Genomic DNA, 22,293 nt, shown 5'->3' on the forward strand with positions numbered 1-22,293 from the left:
TGGGCCGTCGACCGACGCGAGAGTGCCGACGGAAGGGGAACCATGAGCGCCGCATCGAAGCCCGCCCGGCCTGCGGGCGGCGAGACCGTGCTGATCCTGCGGATCGCCCTGTGGGTGTGCGCGGTCGTCGCCCTGATCGGGATCGTCCTCGCGGGCCTCGGAGAGGTCTGGAGTCTGGCGACGGCCGATGACCCGGAGGGTGCGAACATCGGCGCCGGCCTCGTGATCATCGCCGGGGGTCTTCTGGCCGTGCTGGGTCTGGCGGGCTGCGCCGTCGCCCTGGTGGGCCGGTCGGTGGTGCGGCGCCGGGCCCGGGCCGACCGGGCGCGCTGAACCGGAGACCGCTGCAGCGGCCGTCGAGGACCGCGACGCCGGCGACGGCGGAGCAGCCGACGCCGACATCGCGGAGCACCGCGACAGCGCCGACCCTCACGCCGACGCCGACAGCGGGCTCAGGCCTGCGGCTCGAGCTGCGTGGGGATCGCCAGACGGTTCCACACGTTGATCGTGGCGATCGCGAAGAGGAGGTCCCCCAGCAGGGCCTCGTCGAACTGCGCGGCCGCCTCGTCCCAGACGTCGTCGGGGACGCCCTCGGAACCCAGCTTCGTCACCGTGTCGGTGACGCGCAGTGCGGCGCGCTCGCGGTCGTCGAAGTGCGGGGAGTCGTGCCACGCCGCCACTGCGAACAGCTTCGGGGTGGGGATGCCGGCCTTGATGCCGTCGCGCGAGTGCATGTCCGTGCAGAACGAGCAGCCGTTGAGGATCGAGGCGCGCAGCTTCACGATCTCGTACAGCTCGCGCGGGATCCGCCGGCTGCAGTAGGACTCGAGGCCCATCACGGCCTTGTAGGCCTCGGGGTGCGTCTCGAACAGCTTCATCCTAGTCATCGGTCGTTCTCCGTTCTGGACTCCGGGTGTCCTGGCGGAACGTGGGTCCCGGGCGTCTCGCCATGATGACCGACGAGGGCCCGGAGATGTGAGGCGGACCCCGGGATCCCGCCGGCCCTGCACTGTGAGCGCGCCTGCGCTGCACCGCGAGCGCGCCCGCGGCGAGCGGCAGCACCCGGACGCGACGCGGCCCCCGGTGCGAGTGCACCGGGGGCCGCGAGATCCGATGGTCATGGTCGCCGAGGCGACCCATCGGGTGGTGTCAGACGTCGATCAGGCGTCGCCGCGGTGGTTGCCGCGCTTCTCCGGATCCGCGGGGTTGTCCGCCGGGTCGATGGCGGGGTCGATCACGTGACCCTGCTCGACCTCGTCGTCGGCCGAGCCCTTGGCGGCTCCGCCCTTCGCGTCGGCGCTCTTCGCGCCGGCGGCCTTGGCATCGGAGCCCTTGGCCTCCGAGCCCTTGCCGTCGGTCTTCTTCGCCTCGGCCGAGTCGACCTTGACCTCCGACGGAGCGGTGTCCGAGGTGCGGTCGGCGGTGTTCGGGGTCGAGGCGGCGTGGGAGCCGCCCTTGAGCGAGGAGGCGACGTCCCCCGCCTCGGCGCCGGCGACGGCGTCCGAGACCTGGGTGGAGTCGGACTCGCTCGAGCCCGAGGCCGGGTAGTGGGCGCGGGCGAAGTCGGCCGGCGGGGCCCAGGGGTCCTCGACCGGACGGGTCTTCTTCCACACCAGGTAACCGGCGGCTGCGCCGACGGCCGCGAGGCCCAGGACCAGCAGCACCTTGCCGGCGCGGCCGCTCTTCTTCTTGGGCGCGGCCACGGCGGCCTTCTTGATGTCGCCCTGGCCCTTGTCAAACTCGCTGCGTGCGGCATCGACCGCGGCGGCGACGGCCGAGCTCACCACGGAGCCGGTCGCCTCGGCCGTGCGGCGGGCGCGCGGGAGGTAGTCGTCCTGCAGGTCGTTGCGGAGCTTCTCCGCCTGCGGGCCGATCTTCTCGCCGAAGGCGGAGATCTTCTCGCCCTGTGTGCGGAGGCCCTCCTCGACCTGCGGGCGGACCTGGTCGACGAACTGCGAGGCCTTGTCGCCCGCGTTCTCGGCGAGGGACTTCAGCTCCTCGACGGCCTTGCCGGCCTTGTCCTCCGCAGTGCTGCCGAGGTCCGCGGCGGTCTTCTGCGCCTGGTCCTGGACCTTGGACGCGGTCTTGGCCGCGTCCTTCCGGCCCTTCTTCGCTGCCTTCTTGGCACGCTTCGTGCTCAGCGCCATGCGAGTCCCCTTTCGGTCATGTCCGCCGGGCTGTCCCGACGGGGGAGTGCGTGCGGACGAGGGTCGCGTCGCTCAAACGCGACGACACGTCTCGAGTGGTTCCACCCTACCGTGACCCCCGGCACGCGGATCCAGAGTGCTGACAGGTGGGGATGGGGATCCGCGGCCCAGCGGTAGTGTGATCGGCACGACCCCCTCGCATCCCCGCGACGACGCGCCCCGAGCAGGTGATCCCCGATGCCCCGCAATCCCTCCCTCCCACCGCTGCGCGGAGCGACGCCCCTGCAGGCTCTCGGCCGCTTCTTCCGTCTGTACGGGATCTCCAGCGGGCGGGCGAGCCGGAGCGAGTACTGGTGGTGGGTGCTCGTGAACCTCCTGGTCACGGGCGCTCTGCAGATCGCCGGGAACATGCTGGTCACGGGGTGGAAGTGGGACTACACGTTCGTGATCGTCGGCAGCCGATGGCCGATGGGCTCGAGCGGCGCCTCGGTGATCGGGGTCATCGCGACGATCTGGGCGCTGGGCACCCTCATCCCGAGCTTCGCGGTGGTCTGGCGGCGCCTGCACGACGCGGGGCACGGCGGCGGCTGGTTCTTCCTGATCCTCATCCCGATCGTCGGCTGGCTGCTGCTGATCTGGCTGCTCGCCTCGAAGGAGAACCCCGACGGGGCGCGCTTCGACCGGCCGACGGCCACCACCGGCCCGGATGCGCCGCTCGGCCTGCGCAGCGACGCCTGGTCGAGGTCCTGACCCGCGCTTCCGGCCGGGTTCCTGACCCGCGCCTTCGGCCGGGTTCCCGGCCCGCGACCGATGGACCGGCCGGCCGCGCCCGCGACCCCGCCGGCCGTGTGCACGTCGCCGTCGGTCGCGCGCACGCCACGCTCGCGCGCCTGTGCGAGACTGGCGGCATGTTCGCAACACTGCACACGAACCAGGGCGATATCCGCCTCGAGCTGTTCGAGAACGACGCCCCCAAGACCGTCGCCAACTTCGTCGGCCTCGCCGAGGGGACCCGCGAGTTCACCGACCCCGACTCCGGCGAGAAGGTCACCCGTCCGTTCTACGACGGCGTCATCTTCCACCGCGTCATCGACGGCTTCATGGTCCAGGGCGGCGACCCGCTCGGCACCGGCACCGGCGGCCCGGGCTACATGTTCGACGACGAGATCTCCGAGAAGAACTTCGACGAGCCCTACAAGCTCGCGATGGCCAACGCCGGCAAGCGCATGAACGCGATCACCGGCAAGCCCGCGGGCACCAACGGCTCGCAGTTCTTCATCACCGTCGCCCCCACCCAGTACCTGCACGGCAAGCACACCGTGTTCGGCGAGGTGGCCGACGACGAGTCGAAGAAGGTCGTCGACGCGATCGCCACCACCCAGACCGACATGCGCGACCGTCCCGTCGAGGACGTCGTCATCGAGTCCGTCGACATCGAGAAGTGATCCGGCGGCGGGCGCCCACCAGGGCGTCCGCCTTTCGACGGCCCCGCACCGGGCCCGCCGCACCGGTGCCGCCCCGCGAGAAGGACGAAACGGTTGCCATGAGCGCTCATGGCAACCGTTTCGTGCTTCTCGTCGGCGTCGGGGCCGGTAGGCGGCCCGACCGGCCCGATCAGGGACGTGCGGTGACGGTCTCCTGGGTCGTGCGTCGGACGATCGCCCGACGGATCAGGACCATCAGCAGCACGAACCCGACGGTGAGCAGGATGTGCCCGATCCCGGCGATGCCGGAGACCATCGCGTCCATGCTCCCCAGGTCCGCGCCCTGCACGGTGAGCAGGCCGCGCACGAACATCATGGTGGCGCTGACCAGCACACCCGCGTGGTAGACGCCCTGGAACCACGCGAACAGACGCGGGGAGTCGGACAGTCGGAGCACGGCCTCGAGGGCGAGGACCGCGAGCAGGACGATCACGCCCAGGGTCAGCAGGTGCGTGTGCACGACGCCCAGCTGGGTGTGATCGGTGGCCGGCCAGTCGGAGTGCTTGGTGATCTCGCGGAACGCGAGTCCGGAGGCGAGACCGAGGCCGAGGTAGGCGCAGATCGCGGTGAACAGACGGTTCATGGCGCGCATGGGTGTTCCTTTCGAAGGTGGAGCCGAGGGACGGGGAGCTGGGGTCGGGGACCCCAGCGACGGGGGAGCCGAGGGACAGGCTGTGCTGACCTGGGGCCGACCGGGCCGACGGTCACAACTGCTCAGTCGGCGTGGCGATCGGAGCGAGCGCCCAGGCGGCCCGGCCACCACATGCGATCCCCGATCAGGGAGAACAGCGCGGGGACGAGCACCGTGCGCACGAGCACCGTGTCCACGAGGACGCCGAGCCCGACGATCAGGCCCAGCTGGCCGAGGACCACGAGCGGCAGCACGCCGAGCGCGGCGAACACCGCGGCGAGCACGATCCCGGCGCTCGTGATGACCACACCCGTCGAGCCCACGGCGCGGACGGTGCCGTGCACGGTGCCGAAGCGTTCGGCCTCGCGGCGGATCCGGTGGGTGAGGAAGATTGTGTAGTCCACGCCCAGGGCCGCGAGGAACAGGAACGCCAGCAGCGGCACGGTGACGTCGAGCGCGGGGATGTCGAAGAGGGTGCGGCCCACCCACAGGCCCAGCCCGATCGAGGCGAGCGTGCTGACGAGGTTCGCCGCGAGCAGCACGAGCGGGGCCACGAGCGCCCGCAGCAGCACCACGAGCACCACGAGGATCACTCCGAGGATGATCGGCGCGATCAGCAGAAGATCCCGCATCGAGTCGTCGTGGACGTCGAGAGCCTGCGCCGAGGTGCCTCCCACCAGGGCTTCCGGCGTGACGCCGTGGACCGCGTCGCGGAGGGCGAGGACCTCCTGGTCGGCTGCCGGGGACTCGGGCTGGGCGGTGCCCGTGGCCGAGAGGACGGTCTCGCCACCGGGCGTGGTGCCGCTCTCGGTGACGGACTCGACGCCGGGAACGTCCTTGGCTGCGGTCGTCACGGCCTTCGCGTCCGACGTGGGGGCCGTGATCAGGTGCGGGCCGGACTGGCCGGCGCCGTAGTGCTCGGCGATCGCGGTGAAACCGGTCTGGGACTCGTTCGCCGAGGCGAACTGCTCGCTCTGCGAGAGGCCGACGCGCGTGCCCAGCAGACCGGTCGCGCACACGGCCAGCACGGCGAGCGTGCCGATCACGGACAGCACGGGGCGCGCGGTGACGCGCCGGGCGACGGCCGCGAAGACGCCGCGCTCGGCATCATCGGTCCCGGTCCCGCTCGCGGAGGGCGCCTCTCCGGCATCCTCTCCGCTCTGCGCAGGACGCGGGACGAAGGGCCAGAACACCCGGCGCCCGGTGATCGCGAGCAGGGCGGTGAGCGGGAACAGGACCGCGAGCAGGGCGATCACGAGCCCCACGGCCGCGGCGATGCCGAGCCCGCGGGTCGCGGGCATGACGGCCAGCACGAGCGTGAGCAGGGCGAGCACCACCGTGACATTCGAGGCGACTACGGCCGGCGCGGTCTCGCTCCAGGCGCGGCGCAGCGCCGCCCGGTGATCGTCGCTGCGATGCAGCTCCTCGCGGTACCGCGAGATCAGCAGCAGCGCGTAGTTCGCGCCCGCGCCGAACACGAGCACGCTGATCACGCCCGCATCGAAGGCCAGCGAGAAGGTCTCGCCCATGCGCGAGGTGACGGCACTCGCGACGCCGTCGGCCGCGCCGACCACCGCGAGGGGCAGCAGCCACAGGACCGGGGAGCGGTAGGTGAGCAGCAGGAGCACGCCGACCACCGCGATCGTCACGATCAGCAGGCGGAAGTCGGCGCCGGCGAAGGCGCCGCGGATGTCGGAGCCGACGGCGGGGCCGCCGGTGAGCTGCACCTGGAGGTCGCCGGAGACGGCGGCATGGGCGAGCTCGCGCAGATCAGCGACCTTCGCGTCCACCGCATCGTCGCCCGCGCCCGTGTCGATCGGCGCGAGCACGAGATCGGCGCGCCCGTCCTCGGAGGGCATCGGAGGCAGCTCGTCGCCGTCGGTCGCGTCCGCGAGGGCGGAGCGGAGGTGGGCCACCTGCTGCTCGTCGTCCGCCGTCAGCTTCCCGCCGTCGGTGCGGGTGACCACGGCCATCACGGTCTGCTGGTCCGCGTCGGGCAGCTGGTCGGCGACCGCTGCGGCCCTCGAGGACTCGGCGCTCGCCGGGAGCGCGTCCATCCCCGCGGCGGGTCCGGATCCGCGCAGACCCATCAGCGCGAGCGCGAGGAGCGCGGCGACCACCAGCACGGCCCAGGCGGAGCGCCGTCCGGTCAGGAGCGCGGCGATCCGCGCGAGGGCGCGGGCGGGTCGGGACGGGGGCGACGTGGTGGCGGGCGTCGGCGACAGCGTCGGGGAGCTGGTCGAGGTTCTCATCGTTCTTCCTGGTCGCGCGGGGTTCTGGGGGCCGCGGCGACCTGCGCCGCGGTACGCGATCCACGCTAGGAACGGCCTCGTCGGACGGAATCAACCGTTCGATGTATTCGACCTGTGACCCGCAGCGCCGCCGCGCCTCGGCGTGCTCCCCGGCGCCTCATGTAGGAATGGGGGCATGGAGAACCGACCCACCTACGGCTACGGCGCCGACGACCCGGATCCCGCTGAGCGCCCGCGACCCAGCTACGGCTACTCGGCCGACGACGCCGAACGCGCCGGAGGGGCCGACGGCGCCGCGGCCGGAGTGGGCGGCTCCTCCGCGGGAGCCCCGGGTGATGCCTCCCTGCCCGCGCACCAGATCCCGGGAGGCGACCAGGCGGGAGCGCCCGTGTGCCCCCGCCACCCCGACCGCGTGAGCTACGTGCGCTGCAAGCGCTGCGGCCGGCCCGCGTGCGGCGAGTGCCAGCGCCCCGCGCCGGTGGGGATGCTCTGCGTGGACTGCGAGAAGGAGCTCGCCGCGCAGCAGCGCTCCGCGAGCCCGCGCAACATGGCCGGCGGACGCATGGGCAGCTCCACCCCGTTCCTCACCTACGGCGTGATCGGCCTGTGCGTGGTGCTGTTCCTCGGCCAGACCCTGATCCCCGGGGGCGCCGTCGAGCAGGCCCTCATCTACGCCCCCGTGCGCACCCTCGCGATGCCCTGGACCCTGATCACCACCGGGTTCCTCCACGGCGGCGTGTTCCATCTGCTGCTGAACATGTACGCGATGTACCTGGTGGGCACGCACCTCGAGCGCACGCTCGGGCACTGGCGATTCGGTGCGATCTTCATGCTCTCGCTGTTCGCGGGGCAGGTGGCCGTGCTCCTGTTCGCGGACCCGGCGAACCCCTCCTCGTGGGTCGGGGCGACGCTCGGCGCGAGTGGCGGCATCTTCGGCCTGTTCGGGACGCTGCTCATCGTGAACCGGCGGATGGGCGCAGAGACCACGCAGATCCTCGTGCTGATCGGGCTGAACCTTGTCATCACCTTCACGATCCCCAACATCTCCTGGCAGGGACACCTGGGCGGTCTGGTGATGGGCACGGCGCTGACCGCGGTGATGTTCGCGCTGCGTCCGAAGGCGAGCCCCGGTGCCGACCGCGCGGCGCTCGCGCGCCGTTCCGCGCTCATCCACGGCGGCGTGCTCGCCGCCGGGCTCGTGCTGTGCCTCGTGCTCATCGCGGTGAAGATCGCGACAGTCCCCGCGGGGTACCTGCCGCTGCTCTGAGGCGCGGGGCCGCGGGTCCGACGGCCGACGGGGGACCCCGCCTGTGGAATCACACGCCTGTGATTATCCCCAGTTGTGGATAACTTTGGGGACAACCGCCGATCGCGTGTGGAATCGCGGGGGACGGAGGCCCTGAACCTGTGGACCGGAGGTGTCCGACAGGCATCGGCACGGTGCGACAGCCCCCATGACCTGCGGTACGAAGCGCTCCACCGTGCGGAATCACAAACCTGTCATTCGTCCCCAGGTGTGGAGTTCTCTGTGGAAAACCCTCTCAGGACTCCACACCGCCGGTGATCCGGAGGTCCTGATCCGACCGCAGAGCGGCCTCGACCATCCCCACCAGGGCCCGCGCGGCGTCCTCGGCGCCCACCACGTCGGCCGACGGGAGGTGCACGAACCCGCCGCGGACGGCGACGCCGCGATCACCGGCTTCGCTCGCGTCCGCCTGCAGTGCGTGGCACAGCCGGTAGAACACGTCGTTGCACACGTACGTCCCGGCCGACTGCGAGACCGCGGCCGGCACGTCCAGCTCCCGCGCGGCCTCGACCATCGCCTTGATCGGCAGGGTCGAGAAATAGCCGACGGGTCCGCCGTCCACGCAGGGGGCGTCGATGGGGGAGCGGCCGTCGTTGTCGGCGATGCGCGCGTCCTGCACGTTGATCGCGACCCGCTCGGGGGTGATCGCGCGCCGTCCCGCGGCCAGGCCGGTCGCGATCACGAGTCGCGGCGACCGGGCCGCGACCTGCTCGAGCAGCAGGTCGGCCCCGCGGGAGAACACGACCGGGAGGCGCACCGTCCCCATGCTCACCCCACGGGCCTCCAGCAGCGGCGCGGCCCGCCGCACCGCCTCCCATGACTCGTTCGTCGCGGCCCCCGCGAAGGGCTCGAACCCGCTCAGCTGCACATCGATGCTCATGAGGGCAGGGTAGGCGCCTCTACTCTGGGCGCATGCCCGCCTCGCCGACGCCCGACCAGACCCTGCCCGACCAGACCCTGCCCGACCAGCCCCTGCCCGACCGGTCCTCGCCCGTCGGGCCGCCCCGGGATCTCGAGGCCCTGCACCCGCCCTTCGCCCTGCGGGTGCGCTCCGGCCCTCTCACCCTGCGGGTCCTCGCCGATCGCGACCTCCCGGAGTACGCCGAGCTGCTGCGTCGGCCGATCTTCGCCGACCCCGACGCCCCGCACGTCTTCCCCTGGTACGCGCGGCCGGAGCAGGAGCGGATCCGCGAGGCGGTGCGGTTCCAGTGGCGCCTGCGCAGCGAGCTCTCCCCGGAGAGCTGGTCGCTGACCCTGGGCATCTGGGCCGACGGCCGGCTGATCGGCTGCCAGGACGTCAACGGGAAGCAGTTCGCCGTGCGCCGCACCGTGACCTCGGGGTCCTGGCTCACGCGGGACATGCAGGGCCGCGGCTACGGCGGCCTCATGCGCCGGGCAGTGCTCGTCCTCGCCTTCGACCACCTGGGCGCGGTGCGGGCGGAGTCGGCGGCGGTCGTCGGCAACGAGCGCTCGTACGGCGTCTCCCGCTCCTGCGGCTACGTCGACAACGGCACCGAGATCGTCGAGCAGAACGGCCGAGCCGTCGAGCATCAGCGCTTCCTCGTCACCCCGCAGACCTTCCGGCGCGGTTCCCGGAGCGTCGAGGTCGAGGGGCTCACCCCGGAGCTGCGCGCACTGCTCGGCGCTCCGCCGGCAGGCGCCGCGAGCATCTGAGCGCGTCGTCCTCGGGGCCGCGGAGCGACGCTGCTCCGCGACCCGCCCCACCACCACAGAGGGGTTTTGGGCGCCGGAGCCGTGGTTCCGGCGTGCGTCAGGCCGTGCGCTCCGGCGGACGCTCGCGCGGGTGCCTCGCGCGCAGGACGAAGTAGTTGATCGCGCCCACCAGCGCGAACACGACCACGCCGAAGGCGATGCCGAGCAGGAGCGCGCTGCCCACCGACGCGCCGCCCAGAGCGCCGAATCCGATGATCGCGGCGGCCAGGGCGATCACTCCGGCGACGGCGCCGTTCAGGGCGGCGCGGGTATAGATCTGGTTCGAGCTCATGGGAACCTCCATGCGAGTTCCTGTGCTGCGGTGCCGACCCGTCCGGATGCCGCAGAAGCGCGACATCGTCGCAGACCAGACGTGTTCTCACGGTAGAGTCGGCGGCGAGCCAGGGCCACTTCTGCACGGAACGTGAGGGCAACGGTGACGGATCTGGAACGCTATCGGCGCACCGACCGCGCACAGGACGTCGGCTTCGTCTTCGGTGCGCTCACGGCCGCGAGCCTGCCCGGCCCGGGCCTGCTGCGCCTGCTCGGCCGCCTCCACATGACCGAGTCCGCGGCGCGCAGCACGCTCGCGAAGATGGTGCGGATGGGCCGACTCGACGTCGAGCGGCACGGGCGCGTGGGCCTCTACTCCCTGGGCGCTCCGCTCGCGCGCCGATACCGCCAGATCGAGGGCACCGCGACGCCGGCCACGTGGTCCGGAAGCTTCCACGGCCTCCTCCACCAGGTACCCGAGAGCGCCCGCTGGTTCCGCGACCGCCTCACCTACTACGCCGACTTCCACGGGTTCGGCTCCCTGCGCCCCGGCGTCCTGATCAGCGCCCGGGCCGAGGCGGACACTGTGCTCGGCCAGCTGGGCGAGGTGCCCGAGGGAGCCCTCGTCCATCGCGTGAAGATCACCCCCGAGAGCATCGAGGAGGCGCGGGGCATGGCGGAGGCGACGTGGGATCTCGCCGAGGTCGCCAGCCGCGCCGAGGACCTCACCGCGCGGATCCGCGCGCTACGGGGGAGCGTCGAGCTCGCACGCCGCCCCGCGGACGACGCACCGCTCTGGGACGTGTTCGGACAGTGGAACGCGCTCTACCAGCAGGTCCTGCGCGTCGTCCTCGCCGACCCCCATCTTCCCGCGGAGCTCCTGCCCCCGCGCTGGCCCGTCGGCGCGATGTTCGCCGAGCTGAACCGGCTGAACAGCCGATGGGGGCCGACGCTCCAGCCGTTCCTGCGCGCGCAGGTCGAGCAGGCCGCGCCGGGCCTCGCCCGGTACGAACCCGCCCCGTGGGAGCGCACCCGATAATCGCGCAGTTGCCGCGCAGAGCCCTGCAGAGCCCTGCAGAGCCACGCGGGAGTCACGCCGGGCCGCGCAGGAGCCGGACCCGGCGGGCCCGATCGCCCCCTCAGACCCCGTCGGCCGCGAGGAGCAGCGCCGCGCGGGCGGCGGCGTCGGCTCCGGGCGCCTCCTGGACGCAGCGCGCGAGGAGCCAGCGCGCCGTCCTCTCCGGATCGAGGCCGGTCAGGTGCGCCATGCGGGCGCTGAAGCCCGACGGGTCCTCGACCAGGCGGTCCTCGGCGTTGAACATGTGCTGCAGCAGGTCGTAGTGCGGATCGCCCACGTAGGGCTTCGGGTCGATGACCAGCCAGGAAACGCCGCGGTCCGGTCCCTCGCCGTCCGCAGCGAGCACGTTGTGGTGGTGCAGATCGGTCGCGAGCAGCACCTCCGGGACGCCGCGCTCGCGGGGGAGCGCGCGGAACAGGTCCAGGCCCCGTCGCACCAGCTCGTCCGGCAGACCGCGGGAGTCGCGCGCGAGGCGATCGGCGGCCTCGTCGGCCCACCAGGCGCACATGTGCGCGAGCGGGCGGAAGCCGTGCTGGGGTGCGCCGGGGAGGTCGTCGGCGGGGATCCACAGGCGACGCAGCAGCCCCGCGACCACCTGGTCCTCCTGCTGGGGCGGGAGCCCGCTGCGCGCGAGCGTCGCGCCGGGTCGCACGCGCTCCATGAGCAGCACGCTGAGCGCGCCCTCGCGGCGGGCCTCGAGCACGCGCGGCACGATCGGGCCAGGCGCATCCCGCCCGGAGTCCCTTCCTGCGGACCAGATGCTCATCACGAGCGCCTCGTCCCGGGCCTCCTCGTGCGCCCACGCGACCTTGAGCACCAGGTCCTCGCCGCCGGCGCCCGTCGCCGCGCCCACCCAGCCGGTCGACCCCTCGGGGAACGCCGCGCCCAGCGTCAGGCCCAGGCGCTCGGCCCAGGCGTCCCGGGCGGCCAGGATCTGCGCGTCCGACGGCCGCGGTTCCTGCGTCGGCCCGGTCTCGGGCCCGGTCTCGGGGGTGGGATCGGGCCGATGGTCGCCCTGCGGGCTCATGGCCGGCGCCCGAGGAGGATCAGCTCGGCGGTCGCGTCGGTGATGGGGCCGCCGGACCAGTCGCCGCACACCTGCTCCACGGCGAAGCCCGCGGACTCGAGGTCCGCGCGCAGCACGTCGAGCGGCCGGAAGATGAGCGTCTCCTCGGCGCCGCGTCGCGCGGAGCCCTCGCGCTCCGTGACGCCGCGATGGGTCTCGACGACCCCGTCGGCCCCGCTCTCGTCGACCTCGAGGAGCTCGACCCAGCTGGTGAACTCGCCGCCGTCGGGGTGGGGGAAGGTGCCGCGCGTGCTCTCCGGCGTCCAGCGCTCCCACGCCCGCCGTCGCGGGTCGCGGCTCTCGAAGGCGAGCATCCCGCCCGGCCGCAGCGCTCGATGCGCGTCCCTGAGCAGCGTGCGCCACGCGTCCGCTGGGACGATCTGCTGGGCGGCGTGCCCGGTCATGACCGCGAGGTCCGCCTCGCCCTCCGGCGCGGCGTCGGCGGAGCCGAGGATCCAGGTCACGCGCTCGCCGCCGGGGCGCGTGCGCGCGATCTGAAGCATCGCCTCGGCGGGGTCGACGCCGATCACGCGGTGGCCGTCGGCCGCGAGATCGACGCCGAGCACCACCGTGCCGCAGCCGATGTCCAGGACCGTGAAGGGCGCGCCGGCCCCGCCCGCCGCGGCGTCGCGCAGCTCGCGGGCCAGGCGCCGATAGAACTCGACGTCCTCGCGTCCGGAGTTCTCGGCGTCGTACAGCCGCGCGGACTCGGGATCCTCGTAGGGGTTCGTGGAGGGGAGCGTGCTCACCTCGGCGACGCTAGCGGGGCGCGCCCGAGGATGGCGAGCGAATAGACCGCACGCCGAGGGGCCGCACGCCGCGCCGCGCCGAGATGTGCCGTCTGTCCGTTCCGGGCGGTGCGCCTGAGTGACAATGACCGGGTGAAACCGTTCCTGCTCATCGCGACCCGTCCCGAGGACGAGGTCGCGCAGTCCGAGTACGAGGCCGTGCTGCGCCTGACGGGCCTCGCGCCCGAGCAGCTGCAGCACATCCAGCTCGACCGCACGCCGATGCCGCCCATCGACCTCGAGGCGATCTCGGGGATCATCGTCGGCGGCAGCCCGTACAACACCTCGGACGACGCCGACGAGAAATCCCCCGACCAGGTGCGCGCCGAGCGCGAGCTGGGGGAGCTGCTGGACCGCGTCGTCGAGGCCGACTTCCCCTTCTTCGGCGCCTGCTACGGCGTCGGGACCCTGGGCGTCCACCAGGGCGCGATCGTCGACCGCACCTACGGGGAGCCCGTGAGCGGCATCGACGTCGAGCTCACCGACGCCGGCCGTGAGGACCCGCTGGTCAGGGCCTCCGGCGTCCCCGACAGCTTCCTCGCCTTCGTGGGCCACAAGGAGGCCGTGCACGTGCTGCCCGAGCACGCCGTGCTGCTGGCCACCGGCCAGGGCTGCCCCGTGCAGATGTTCCGCGTGGGCACCTCGCAGTACGCCACCCAGTTCCATCCCGAGCTGGACAACGATGGGCTGGTCTTCCGCATCCGCGCCTACCGCGACAACGGCTACTTCGACCCCGCCGAGGAGGAGGAGCTGATCGAGCGCGTGCGCCCCGTCGACGTCCACCACGCCGCGAAGCTGCTGCGCGCCTTCGTCGAGCTGCACGCCCGCTGACCCCGTCGGCCGGAGCATCGGACCGCCCGTCCGCGCGGACCCCCGCGCCGGACCCCGGCCGCCCGGAGCACCCCGCCACCCGCCCCCACCGGAGGCCCCGAGACCGATGACGTCCTCCCCGCCCCCCGACCGCTCCCCACGACCCGGCGACGCCGTGCGCCCGCGCCCCCGGCCCCGCCGGAAGTTCACCCGTGAGCAGGTGCGACGCCGCCAGATCGTCGCCGGTGGATGCCTCGCGCTCGTGATCCTGCTGGTCGTGATCTCGTGCAGCGCGATTCTGGGCCGCCACGGCGGCGGGGGAGGGGCCGCGCTCGGCGGCGGGGCCGACGACTCCGCGATGAGCGTCCCCGCCACCCCGGCCGACGCCCCGGCGCTCTCCCAGCTGCCGAAGGACGCGAGCCTCGGCGGCGAGGAGGCCCTCGGCATCGACGTCTCCGCCCACCAGGGCGAGATCGACTGGACGAACGTCCGAGGCGACGGCATCTCCTTCGCGTACATCAAGGCCACCGAGGGCACCGGCTTCACCGACCCGCAGCTGAACGCGAACTGGCGCGGCGCGCGCGGGGCCGGCGTGACCCCCGGCGCCTACCACTACTTCACCCTGTGCTCGTCCGGCGCGGACCAGGCGAAGGCGTTCCTCGCGGCCGTGCCGCCGAGCGACGACGCCCTGCCGCCCGCCCTGGACCTCGAGTTCGACGGCGCCTGCGAGAAGCGCCCCGAGGCGAAGCAGGCGAAGGAGGAGGTCGCCGCGTTCATCGACGCCGTGGAGAAGGCCTGGGGTCGCCGCGTGGTGCTCTACTCCTCGCGCGAATGGCGCGACCACTACGGACTCGACGCCACCGAGGACCGGCCCGACTGGCTGTACAACGACGGCTCCCGGCCTGTCCAGGGCGACTGGGCGCTGTGGCAGACCCGCTTCGACGGCTCGGTCGCGGGGGTGAAGGGCGATGTGGACATCGACGTGCTGCGCACCGAGGTGCTCCGCGCGTCGTCCTCGATGAACGACGACGGCTGATCCGCAGGCCAGCGGATCCGCAGGTCGGCAGGTCGTCCCTGATCCGCGGTTGACCTGCTCGAAGAGCAATGCTCGCGTTCTGTACATACTAGTTGTTACACTCCTGGCATGGGAGCGCGAGAGAAGCTGACCGATGCCATGTCCGAGCTGCTGTGGGAGCGCGGCTACGCCGCCACCAGCCCGCGCGACGTGATGTCCAGGGCCGGCGTCGGCCAGGGGAGCATGTACCACCACTTCACCGGCAAGCACGATCTCGCCGTCGCCTCCCTCTCCGCCGTCTCCGGCACCATGGCCGACGAGGCCTCGGTGCTCGAGGACGTCGAGGCGGGCACACCGCTCGAGCGCATGAAGGCCTACCTCCGCCTTCCCCGACCCGGCACGCGCGGCTGCCGCATCGGTCGGATGACCCAGGACCCGCAGTCGGTCACCGATCCCGACCTCGCGCGCATCGTCCAGGGCGCCTTCGCGACCATGCTCGGGCGCTGGGAGGACGCGATCGCCGCCGCCGTCGCCGCCGGCGAGCTGCCCGGGACCGTCGTCCCCGCGGACCTCGCCCGCACGCTCTCGGCCATCATCCAGGGCGGCTACGTGCTCGCCCGCGCCGAGGGCGATCAGGCCCCCATGGACGCCGCGATCCGCGGCGCCGTGTCACTCCTGGACGCGACCAGCGCGTCCGTGGACCCCTCCGCCCGGGCATCCCGGGCGCCCCGGGAACGGGGAGATCAGGAAGAAGGCCGGTCATGACCGTGCGCATCGGGATCAACGGATTCGGCCGCATCGGCCGCACCTACCTGCGGGCGGCGCTCGCCTCCGCGGCGGACGTGGAGGTCGTCGCCGTCAACGACATCGCCGACGCGGCGACGCTCGCGACCCTCCTGGAGTGGGACTCGCTGAACGGCCGTCTCGACGGCGTCGCGGCCGAGGACGGAGCGATCGTGCTGGACGGACGGCGCATCCCCGTCAGCTCCGAGCGCGAGCCCGGGAGCATCCCCTGGGGCGAGCACGGCGTGGACGTCGTCATCGAGTCCACGGGCCGCTTCACCGATGCGGCCTCCGCCCGCGAGCACCTCGTGGCCGGTGCGCGGAAGGTGATCATCTCCGCCCCCGCCGACGGCGACGTGCCCGCGCTCGTGCTCGGCGTCAACGACGCGGACGTGGACTTCACGGGCGACGTGTTCTCGAACGGGTCCTGCACGACCAACTGCCTCGCGCCCCTGGTGAAGGTCCTCGACGACGCCTTCGGCGTCGAGTCCGGGCTCATGACCACCGTCCACGCGTACACGAGCGACCAGCGCCTGCAGGACGCGCCGCACTCCGACCTGCGGCGGGCGCGCGCCGCCGCCCTCTCCACGATCCCCACCTCCTCCGGCGCGGGGAAGACCATCGGCCGGATCATCCCGCGGCTCGACGGGCGCCTCACGGCGGCCTCGCTGCGCGTGCCCGTGCCCATCGGCTCCATCACCGACCTCACCGCGAAGCTCGAGCGGCCCGCGAGCGCCGACGAGGTGAACGAGGCGTTCCGCGCCGCCGCCGGGAGCTCCGGGCTCTCCCGGTACCTCGCCTACTCGGAGGCGCCGATCGTCTCGGCAGACATCGTCGGCGACCCCCGCTCCGCCGTCTTCGACGCTCCGCTCACGCAGGCCGTGGGCGACCAGGTCAAGGTCTTCGCCTGGTACGACAACGAGTGGGGGTTCTCGAACCGGCTCGTCGAGCTCTCCGAGAGGATCGGGGGAGAGCGGGGCTGACCCGCCTGCGCGCGCCTTGACCTGGTGTGACCCATCCCGCATCCGTGCTCGGCGGCATAGTGGCGGCCCTCGCCCACCCTCTAGGGTGAGGGTCGCCGAAGCCTCGGAGAAGTCGACCCTCACCTGCCGTCGGCGGTCACCGCAGACGGCGCCGTCGACCCTCCCGCATGCGGACGCCCCACCGGATGCGCGGCCCGGCTCCATCCCCAGTCACCAGGAACGGAGACCGCACCGCCATGACCCGCCGATCCCTCCCTCACAGCCCCCTCGCGCCCCGGCCCCTGTCCGCCGACGGGGCCCGTCGGCCCGATCCCGCCCGTCGCCCCAGCCGCCGCTCGCTCCTCGCCGGAGCCGCCGCGGCCCCCATCGGCCTCGCGCTCGCCGCCTGCGGCGGAGCCTCCTCCGCGGACGAGACCTCCTCCGACGCCGGCGGCGACTCCGAGGACGGCGCCTTCCCCGTCACCATCGAGCACGCGCTCGGCACCGCCGAGATCCCCGAGAAGCCCCAGCGCATCGTCACCCTGGGCCAGGGATCCACCGAGACCTGCATCGCGCTGGGCACCATCCCCGTGGGCGTCGAGGACTACGCCTGGGGCGCCGACGACTCCGGCCAGCTGCCGTGGGTGCACGAGGCCATCGACGAGAAGAAGGGCGAGCTGCCGGAGCTCATCACGGGCTCCACCGAGCTCGACACCGAGGCGATCCTCGCGCTCACCCCCGATCTGATCCTCGCCCCCTGGTCCGGGATCACCAAGGAGCAGTACGACGTCCTCAAGGACATCGCCCCCACCGTCGCCTACGAGAAGGAGGCGTGGGTGATCACCTGGGAGCAGCAGATCACCACGATCTCCACTGCCCTCGGCCTGCCCTCGAAGGCCGACGAGCTCATCGCGGGCATCAAGGACGAGTTCGCCTCCCGCCGGCAGAAGGAATGGGAGGACGTGACGTTCTCCTTCATCTACAACTCCGGCAAGGGCACGCTGGGCGTGTTCTACCCCGACGAGCAGCGCGTCGCCATGGTCAGCGCGCTGGGCCTCACCGTGGATCCCATCAAGGACGAGATCTCGAAGTACGAGGTCGAGGGCACGGACTCCGCCATGATCGGCCTCGAGAACGCCGACATGCTCGACGACTCCGACCTCATCTTCACGTTCTACTCCGACGAGAAGAACCGCAAGGAGGTCGAGGCGCAGCCGCTGTACGCGGACATCCCCGCGATCAAGGCGGGCGCGATCGTCGCCCCCACCGACCAGGCCTTCGTCACGGGCTCCTCGATGATCAACCCGCTCACCGTCCCCTGGGCGCTCGAGCGCTACGTCCCCCTGATCGAGAAGGCCGTCGCGAAGGTCTGAACGTGAGCACCGCGGTCTCGTCCGATCCGAGCACCCGCCCCGCCGCCGGCGCGGGGCGGGTGCTCCTCGGCGGCAGGCGCCGGATCCCGCCGCTCGCCGCCATCGGGCTCGCCGTGCTGCTCGTGCTCGCGGTGTGCCTGGCCAGCGTGTGCCTCGGCACCCGGGCCGACGACCCCGGTCAGCTGCGCGCCGCCCTGCTGGGGCGCGGCGAGGAGCGGATGGAGCTCATCGTGCACGGCCGCACCGTGCGCACCCTCGTCGGACTCGCCGTGGGCGCGGCGCTCGCGCTCTCCGGCCAGCTCATCCAGGCCCTCACCCGCAACCCCCTCGGCGAGCCGGGGCTGCTGGGCGTCACCTCCGGCGCCTCCTTCGCGATCGTGCTGATCACCGCCGTCCTCGGGACGGTCAGCACGCAGGTCGCGGCGCTCGCCGCGATCCCCGGGGCCCTGCTCGCCGTGCTCGTCGTCCACCTCGTCTCGCGCCCCGCGGGCACCACTTCCGTCGTCCCGCTCGTGCTCGCCGGTGCCGTGGTCAGCGCCGTGCTGGGCGCCATCGTGCAGGGGATCATCCTGCGCATGCCCGCCGTCTTCGACTCCTACCGCTACTGGGTCGTCGGCTCCCTCTCCGGCGCCGATCTCACCACCCTGGCGACCGTCGCGCCCGTCCTGCTGGGCGGGCTGCTCGTGGCGATCCTCGTCGCCCCGGCCCTGAACACCCTCGCACTCGGCGACGACGTCGCGATCTCGCTCGGCTCCCCGGTACGCCTCGTGCGCGGCGCCGGAATCGTCGCCGCCGCTCTGCTGGCCGCGGGCGCGACCGCCGCCGCGGGTCCCATCGCCTTCGTCGGCCTCGCCGTGCCGCACCTCGTGCGCGGGATCGTCGGCGGCGACCATCGCTGGCAGCTCCCGCTCAACCTGCTGCTCGGGGCCGCGCTGCTGGTCGCCTCCGACGTCCTCGCGCGCGTCCTCATCCGACCCGAGGAGCTCATGGTCGGCGTCGTCACCGCCTTCGTGGGCGCCCCGTTCCTGCTGCTGGCCGTGCGCCGCGGGGCGGTGACGGACCGATGAGCACCGTCTCCGCGCCGCCCGCCGAACGCGCCGCCCGCCGCTCGGGCACCCGTCCGTCCAGGGCTCCGCTCCCGCCGGCGCTGCGCACCGCGCTGCTCGCTCTCGTCCTGGCCGCGATCGCCGTCGCGGCCGGCGCCGTCACCCTCGCCCGCGGCGACCTCGGGGTGGGCCCGTCGGACGTCCTGAAGGTGCTCGAGGGCGGGGGCGACCGCCGCGCCGAGATCATCCTGACCCGCATGCGCGGGCCGCGCGTGCTCGTCGGCGCGGGCGCCGGAGCCGCGCTCGGCCTGGCAGGGGCCCTCTTCCAGACCGTCACCCGCAACCCGCTGGGGAGCCCCGACGTGATCGGGCTGGGGGCGGGCGCCGGCGCCGGCATCGCCCTGGTCTCCCTCGTCTCCGACGGGCCCGCCCCCACCTGGATGGGCGCTCTCGCCGGCTCCGCGATCGCGATCGGCCTCGTGCACGCGGCGACCGGACGCGGCTTCGCCTCGCCCTCGCGGCTGATCATCGCCGGGATCGGCGTGGCCGCGATGGCGCTCGCGCTCACCCAGTACGTGGTGGCCGTGGTCCTGCGCGACGCCGGCTCCCAGCTCGCCGGGCAGCTCGTGGGCTCCTTGAACTCCCGCAGCATGCAGCACGCGGCGATGATCGGCATCGTCCTGCTGGTGTGCGCGCCGCTCGCCGGCCTGCTGCGCCACGACCTCACCGTCATGGACATGGGCGACGAGATGGCCGACGCCCTCGGCGCCGGCGCCGTGCGCACCCGCACGAGCGCGATCATCCTGTCGGTGCTGCTGTGCGCGGGGGCCGTCGCGGTCGCCGGGCCCATCGCCTTCGTCGCGCTCGCCGCGCCGCACATCGCCCGCAGCACCCTGCGCCTGCCCGGCCCCCACCTGCTGGTCTCCGCACTCGTGGGTGCAGTGATCCTGCTGGTGTCCGACCTCGCCGTGCAGGCCGTGCCCCTGCTCGACGGGCTTCCCGTGGGCGTGATCACCGCCGCGTTCGGCGGCGTCTACCTGGGCATCCTGCTGATCGGCACCTGGAGGAGGAACAGCGCATGAGCATCGGATCCGAGTCCGTCGGGGCCGAGGGGCGCGCCGCGCCGACGGCGCCCGCCCCGACCCCCGCCTCTGTGCCCGTCCCGGCGCCCGCCCCGACCCCCGCCCCGGCTGTCTCCCTCAAGGGCGTGAGCGTCGGCTACGGGGAGAAGGTGGTCCTCTCCGACCTCGACCTCGAGGTGCCCGCGGGCCGCTTCACCGCGGTGATCGGCCCGAACGGCTGCGGCAAGTCCACGATGCTGAAGGCCATGGCGCGGACGCTGCCCGTGCGCTCCGGACGGATCCTCCTGGACGAGGAGCCGCTGGACGCCCAGCGCTCCCGGGCGGTCGCGAGGCGCCTGGCGATGCTCCCGCAGGAGCCCGTCGTGCCCGACGGCATCACCGTCCGCGGCCTCGTGGACCGCGGGCGCCATCCCTACCGCTCCGCGCTGCGCCGTCGGCTCCCGGGCGACGCCGAGGCCGTGGACGCCGCGATGGCCGCCACCGGCGTGGCCGAGCTCTCGGACGTGCAGGTCACCGACCTCTCCGGCGGGCAGCGCCAGCGCGTGTGGATCGCGCTCGTGCTCGCTCAGCAGACGGCCCACGTGCTGCTCGACGAGCCCACGAGCTTCCTCGACGTGGCGCATCAGATCGAGGTCCTCCACCTGTGCCAGGACATGCGCGCGAGCGGCCGCACCGTCCTCGCCGTCCTCCACGACCTGAACCAGGCCGCCCGCTACGCCGACGAGCTCGTCGTCCTCCACGAGGGCCGGCTCGTGGTCCAGGGGGCCCCGGCCGACGTGCTCGACGAGCAGCTGCTCGCCGACGTCTTCGGCCTCGACGCCCAGGTGGCGGCGGACCCGCAGAGCGGCACGCCGATGGTGGTGCCGCGCCGCAGGGCAGACCGCGCGCGAAGTTCCTGACGTCCGGGACCGCGACTCCTCGTCCCCCGGGGGCCCGTTGCCGGGGCGATGAGACTTGACCCACAGACCGATCAAGTGATCTAGTCACTTCATGACCCCTCGTCTCTCGCTCTCGGAGCAGCTCGCCCAGGAGATCGTCGATCGCATCCGCAGCGAGCGGCTCGGCCCCGGCGACGTCATGCCGGCGACGCGTCGGCTCGCCGAGAGCCTCGAGGTCACCGTTCCCACCCTGCGCGAGGCGCTCCGCCGTCTCGAGGCGTCGAAGGTTGTCGAGCTGCGCCACGGCTCGGGCGTCTACGTGGGCACCGGCATCGAGCGCGCGCTCATCGTGAACCCCCATCGGCCCCCGATCACGCGGGAGTCCGTGCGCGAGCTCGCCGCTGCGCGCCTGGCGATCGAGCCGGGGATCGCGGCCGAGGCCGCCCGTGCCCGCTCGCCGCAGACCCTCGACGCCCTGGAGCGCGCGGCGCGGAACGCGCTGCACGATCCGGATCCCGCCGGACGGCCCGAGCAGCACTTCCACGTGGCGCTCGCGGGGTGCACGGGCAACGCCCTGCTCGTGCAGACCATCGACGCCCTGCTCGAGCGCCGTTCCCAGGAGCAGGTCGAGATCCGCTTCAGCTATGACGACCGCGCCTGGGACCACGCCGAGCACCTCGAGATCCTGCGGGCGGTCCGCGAGGGCGATGCGAATGCCGCCGAGAGCCTCACCAGAGACCACCTGGAGCACATCCGCGACGCGATCGACGCCACCGCCCACCTGGAGGAGCAGTCATGAACCAGCCCCGGAGCGCCGCACCGACCCGGGCCCGCCGGCTCGCCGAGATGACCTCGCAGGAGGCGCGGCGGAGCGCCGGGGCCGGGGACATCGTCCTCGTGCCCGCCGGCGCGCTCGAGCAGCACGGACCCGCGATGCCGCTGGGCACCGACACGATCCGCGCCGAAGCCGTCTGCGAGGACCTGGCGCGCCGACGCCCCGGCGACGTCGTGATCGGCCCCGTCATCCCCGTGGGCGTCTCCCCGCACCACCTCGCTATGGCGGGGACCCTCACCCTGACCACGAGCACCTTCACGGCCCTGGTGCGCGAGATCGCCCTCGGCCTGCGCCGGCAGGGGTGGCGGAAGATCCTCGTGATCACCGGCCACGGGGGGAACAACGCGGCGCTCACCACGGTCGCCCAGGATCTGCTCGCCGTGGATCGCGACCTCGAGTTCGCCTGGTCGCCCCTGACGTCCCTCGCGGGTGACGTGGTCCGCGAGGCCGGCGTGAGCGAGATCCACGGGCACTGCGGCGAGGCGGAGACCTCCCAGATGCTGCACGTCGCCCCCGATCTCGTGCGCGAAGACCTCCTCGAGGCCGGCGTCACCACGATGGCCGACCTCGACCCCACGAGCGCGCTCGCGCGCTCGTTCTCCCAGCCCACCCTCACCCGCCCCTACGACCAGCTCAGCCCCAACGGCGTGCTCGGCGATCCGCGGCGCGCGACCGCAGAGCTCGGCGAGCGGATCCTCGCACGGATCATCGAGCGCCTGGACGCGTTCGTGGAGCACTGGTCCCGCCTCTGAGCAGTCGGCGCGAGGATGC

Annotated in this window: 24 protein-coding genes; 16 read left to right on the forward strand and 8 right to left on the reverse strand. The window is 73.1% G+C overall.

What is annotated here, in order from left to right:
- The first annotated feature begins 42 nt into the window (after positions 1–42).
- A complete protein-coding gene (locus Bra3105_RS12485) occupies positions 43–333 on the forward strand; it encodes a hypothetical protein (RefSeq protein ID WP_228357042.1) in 291 nt (96 codons plus the stop codon).
- Positions 334–452: 119 nt separating this feature from the next.
- On the opposite strand, the gene Bra3105_RS12490 is transcribed toward Bra3105_RS12485, so the two are convergent.
- Entirely contained in the window at positions 453–887 is a 435-nt protein-coding gene (locus Bra3105_RS12490) for a carboxymuconolactone decarboxylase family protein (RefSeq protein ID WP_228357043.1), read from the reverse strand.
- A gap of 273 nt (positions 888–1,160) precedes the next feature.
- Positions 1,161–2,147 (reverse strand): hypothetical protein, encoded by a 987-nt coding sequence (locus Bra3105_RS12495; RefSeq protein WP_228357044.1) that lies wholly within the window; start codon positions 2,145–2,147, stop codon positions 1,161–1,163.
- Between the two features lie 237 nt (positions 2,148–2,384).
- Here Bra3105_RS12495 and Bra3105_RS12500 point away from each other — a divergent pair, with 237 nt between their 5' ends.
- Positions 2,385–2,897 (forward strand): DUF805 domain-containing protein, encoded by a 513-nt coding sequence (locus tag Bra3105_RS12500; RefSeq protein ID WP_228357045.1) that lies wholly within the window; start codon positions 2,385–2,387, stop codon positions 2,895–2,897.
- Between the two features lie 158 nt (positions 2,898–3,055).
- On the forward strand, positions 3,056–3,592 hold the full coding sequence (locus tag Bra3105_RS12505; RefSeq protein WP_228357046.1) for a peptidylprolyl isomerase: 537 nt from the start codon (positions 3,056–3,058) through the stop codon (positions 3,590–3,592).
- Positions 3,593–3,761: 169 nt separating this feature from the next.
- Here Bra3105_RS12505 and Bra3105_RS12510 read toward each other — a convergent pair whose 3' ends face one another.
- The gene (locus Bra3105_RS12510; protein WP_323188821.1) at positions 3,762–4,223 is read right to left on the reverse strand and encodes a DUF2871 domain-containing protein; all 462 of its coding nucleotides are present in this window, start codon (positions 4,221–4,223) and stop codon (positions 3,762–3,764) included.
- A 122-nt stretch (positions 4,224–4,345) separates the two neighbouring features.
- The gene (locus Bra3105_RS12515) at positions 4,346–6,514 is read right to left on the reverse strand and encodes an MMPL family transporter (RefSeq protein ID WP_228357047.1); all 2,169 of its coding nucleotides are present in this window, start codon (positions 6,512–6,514) and stop codon (positions 4,346–4,348) included.
- Positions 6,515–6,689: 175 nt separating this feature from the next.
- On the opposite strand from Bra3105_RS12515, the gene Bra3105_RS12520 reads away from it, so the two are divergent.
- Positions 6,690–7,781: a rhomboid family intramembrane serine protease gene (locus Bra3105_RS12520; protein WP_228357048.1), complete on the forward strand. Its 1,092-nt coding sequence runs from the start codon at positions 6,690–6,692 to the stop codon at positions 7,779–7,781.
- Between the two features lie 274 nt (positions 7,782–8,055).
- Here Bra3105_RS12520 and Bra3105_RS12525 read toward each other — a convergent pair whose 3' ends face one another.
- On the reverse strand, positions 8,056–8,700 hold the full coding sequence (locus tag Bra3105_RS12525; RefSeq protein ID WP_228357049.1) for a pyroglutamyl-peptidase I family protein: 645 nt from the start codon (positions 8,698–8,700) through the stop codon (positions 8,056–8,058).
- Positions 8,701–8,732: 32 nt separating this feature from the next.
- Here Bra3105_RS12525 and Bra3105_RS12530 point away from each other — a divergent pair, with 32 nt between their 5' ends.
- Positions 8,733–9,494 (forward strand): GNAT family N-acetyltransferase, encoded by a 762-nt coding sequence (locus Bra3105_RS12530; protein WP_228357050.1) that lies wholly within the window; start codon positions 8,733–8,735, stop codon positions 9,492–9,494.
- 97 nt (positions 9,495–9,591) lie between these two features.
- Here Bra3105_RS12530 and Bra3105_RS12535 read toward each other — a convergent pair whose 3' ends face one another.
- The gene (locus Bra3105_RS12535; RefSeq protein WP_228357051.1) at positions 9,592–9,825 is read right to left on the reverse strand and encodes a hypothetical protein; all 234 of its coding nucleotides are present in this window, start codon (positions 9,823–9,825) and stop codon (positions 9,592–9,594) included.
- A 144-nt stretch (positions 9,826–9,969) separates the two neighbouring features.
- Here Bra3105_RS12535 and Bra3105_RS12540 point away from each other — a divergent pair, with 144 nt between their 5' ends.
- On the forward strand, positions 9,970–10,845 hold the full coding sequence (locus Bra3105_RS12540) for a PaaX family transcriptional regulator C-terminal domain-containing protein (protein WP_228357052.1): 876 nt from the start codon (positions 9,970–9,972) through the stop codon (positions 10,843–10,845).
- Between the two features lie 100 nt (positions 10,846–10,945).
- On the opposite strand, the gene Bra3105_RS12545 is transcribed toward Bra3105_RS12540, so the two are convergent.
- Both Bra3105_RS12545 and Bra3105_RS12550 read right to left on the reverse strand, forming a co-directional pair.
- Positions 10,946–11,911 carry an aminoglycoside phosphotransferase family protein gene (locus Bra3105_RS12545; RefSeq protein WP_228357053.1) on the reverse strand — a complete coding sequence of 322 codons (966 nt, stop codon included), beginning with the start codon at positions 11,909–11,911 and terminating at the stop codon, positions 10,946–10,948.
- Positions 11,908–12,699 (reverse strand): class I SAM-dependent methyltransferase, encoded by a 792-nt coding sequence (locus tag Bra3105_RS12550; RefSeq protein ID WP_228357054.1) that lies wholly within the window; start codon positions 12,697–12,699, stop codon positions 11,908–11,910. The genes Bra3105_RS12545 and Bra3105_RS12550 overlap by 4 nt, the downstream gene beginning before the upstream one ends.
- Before the next feature lie 132 nt (positions 12,700–12,831).
- On the opposite strand from Bra3105_RS12550, the gene Bra3105_RS12555 reads away from it, so the two are divergent.
- The 10 genes from Bra3105_RS12555 (at position 12,832) to Bra3105_RS12600 (ending at position 22,274) form a co-directional block, all read left to right on the forward strand.
- Positions 12,832–13,569, forward strand: coding sequence for a glutamine amidotransferase (locus Bra3105_RS12555; RefSeq protein ID WP_228357055.1), 738 nt, complete (start codon positions 12,832–12,834; stop codon positions 13,567–13,569).
- A 154-nt stretch (positions 13,570–13,723) separates the two neighbouring features.
- A complete protein-coding gene (locus Bra3105_RS12560; RefSeq protein WP_228357056.1) occupies positions 13,724–14,584 on the forward strand; it encodes a GH25 family lysozyme in 861 nt (286 codons plus the stop codon).
- 108 nt (positions 14,585–14,692) lie between these two features.
- A complete protein-coding gene (locus Bra3105_RS12565) occupies positions 14,693–15,328 on the forward strand; it encodes a TetR/AcrR family transcriptional regulator (RefSeq protein WP_228357057.1) in 636 nt (211 codons plus the stop codon).
- Complete coding sequence (gene gap, locus Bra3105_RS12570; protein ID WP_228357058.1) at positions 15,325–16,329, forward strand: type I glyceraldehyde-3-phosphate dehydrogenase; 1,005 nt, start codon at positions 15,325–15,327, stop codon at positions 16,327–16,329. Before Bra3105_RS12565 ends, gap begins: the two co-directional genes overlap by 4 nt.
- A 236-nt stretch (positions 16,330–16,565) precedes the next feature.
- A complete protein-coding gene (locus Bra3105_RS12575) occupies positions 16,566–17,681 on the forward strand; it encodes an iron-siderophore ABC transporter substrate-binding protein (RefSeq protein ID WP_228357059.1) in 1,116 nt (371 codons plus the stop codon).
- Between the two features lie 2 nt (positions 17,682–17,683).
- The gene (locus tag Bra3105_RS12580; RefSeq protein ID WP_228357060.1) at positions 17,684–18,748 is read left to right on the forward strand and encodes a FecCD family ABC transporter permease; all 1,065 of its coding nucleotides are present in this window, start codon (positions 17,684–17,686) and stop codon (positions 18,746–18,748) included.
- Positions 18,745–19,809 carry a FecCD family ABC transporter permease gene (locus Bra3105_RS12585; RefSeq protein ID WP_228357061.1) on the forward strand — a complete coding sequence of 355 codons (1,065 nt, stop codon included), beginning with the start codon at positions 18,745–18,747 and terminating at the stop codon, positions 19,807–19,809. Before Bra3105_RS12580 ends, Bra3105_RS12585 begins: the two co-directional genes overlap by 4 nt.
- Positions 19,806–20,708, forward strand: coding sequence for an ABC transporter ATP-binding protein (locus Bra3105_RS12590; protein ID WP_228357062.1), 903 nt, complete (start codon positions 19,806–19,808; stop codon positions 20,706–20,708). Before Bra3105_RS12585 ends, Bra3105_RS12590 begins: the two co-directional genes overlap by 4 nt.
- A gap of 91 nt (positions 20,709–20,799) precedes the next feature.
- Entirely contained in the window at positions 20,800–21,486 is a 687-nt protein-coding gene (locus tag Bra3105_RS12595; RefSeq protein WP_228357063.1) for a FadR/GntR family transcriptional regulator, read from the forward strand.
- A complete protein-coding gene (locus Bra3105_RS12600; protein ID WP_228357064.1) occupies positions 21,483–22,274 on the forward strand; it encodes a creatininase family protein in 792 nt (263 codons plus the stop codon). Before Bra3105_RS12595 ends, Bra3105_RS12600 begins: the two co-directional genes overlap by 4 nt.
- Positions 22,275–22,293 lie beyond the last annotated feature (19 nt).

This window comes from Brachybacterium halotolerans subsp. kimchii, from assembly GCF_020792675.1.
Lineage (GTDB): Bacteria > Actinomycetota > Actinomycetes > Actinomycetales > Dermabacteraceae > Brachybacterium > Brachybacterium halotolerans.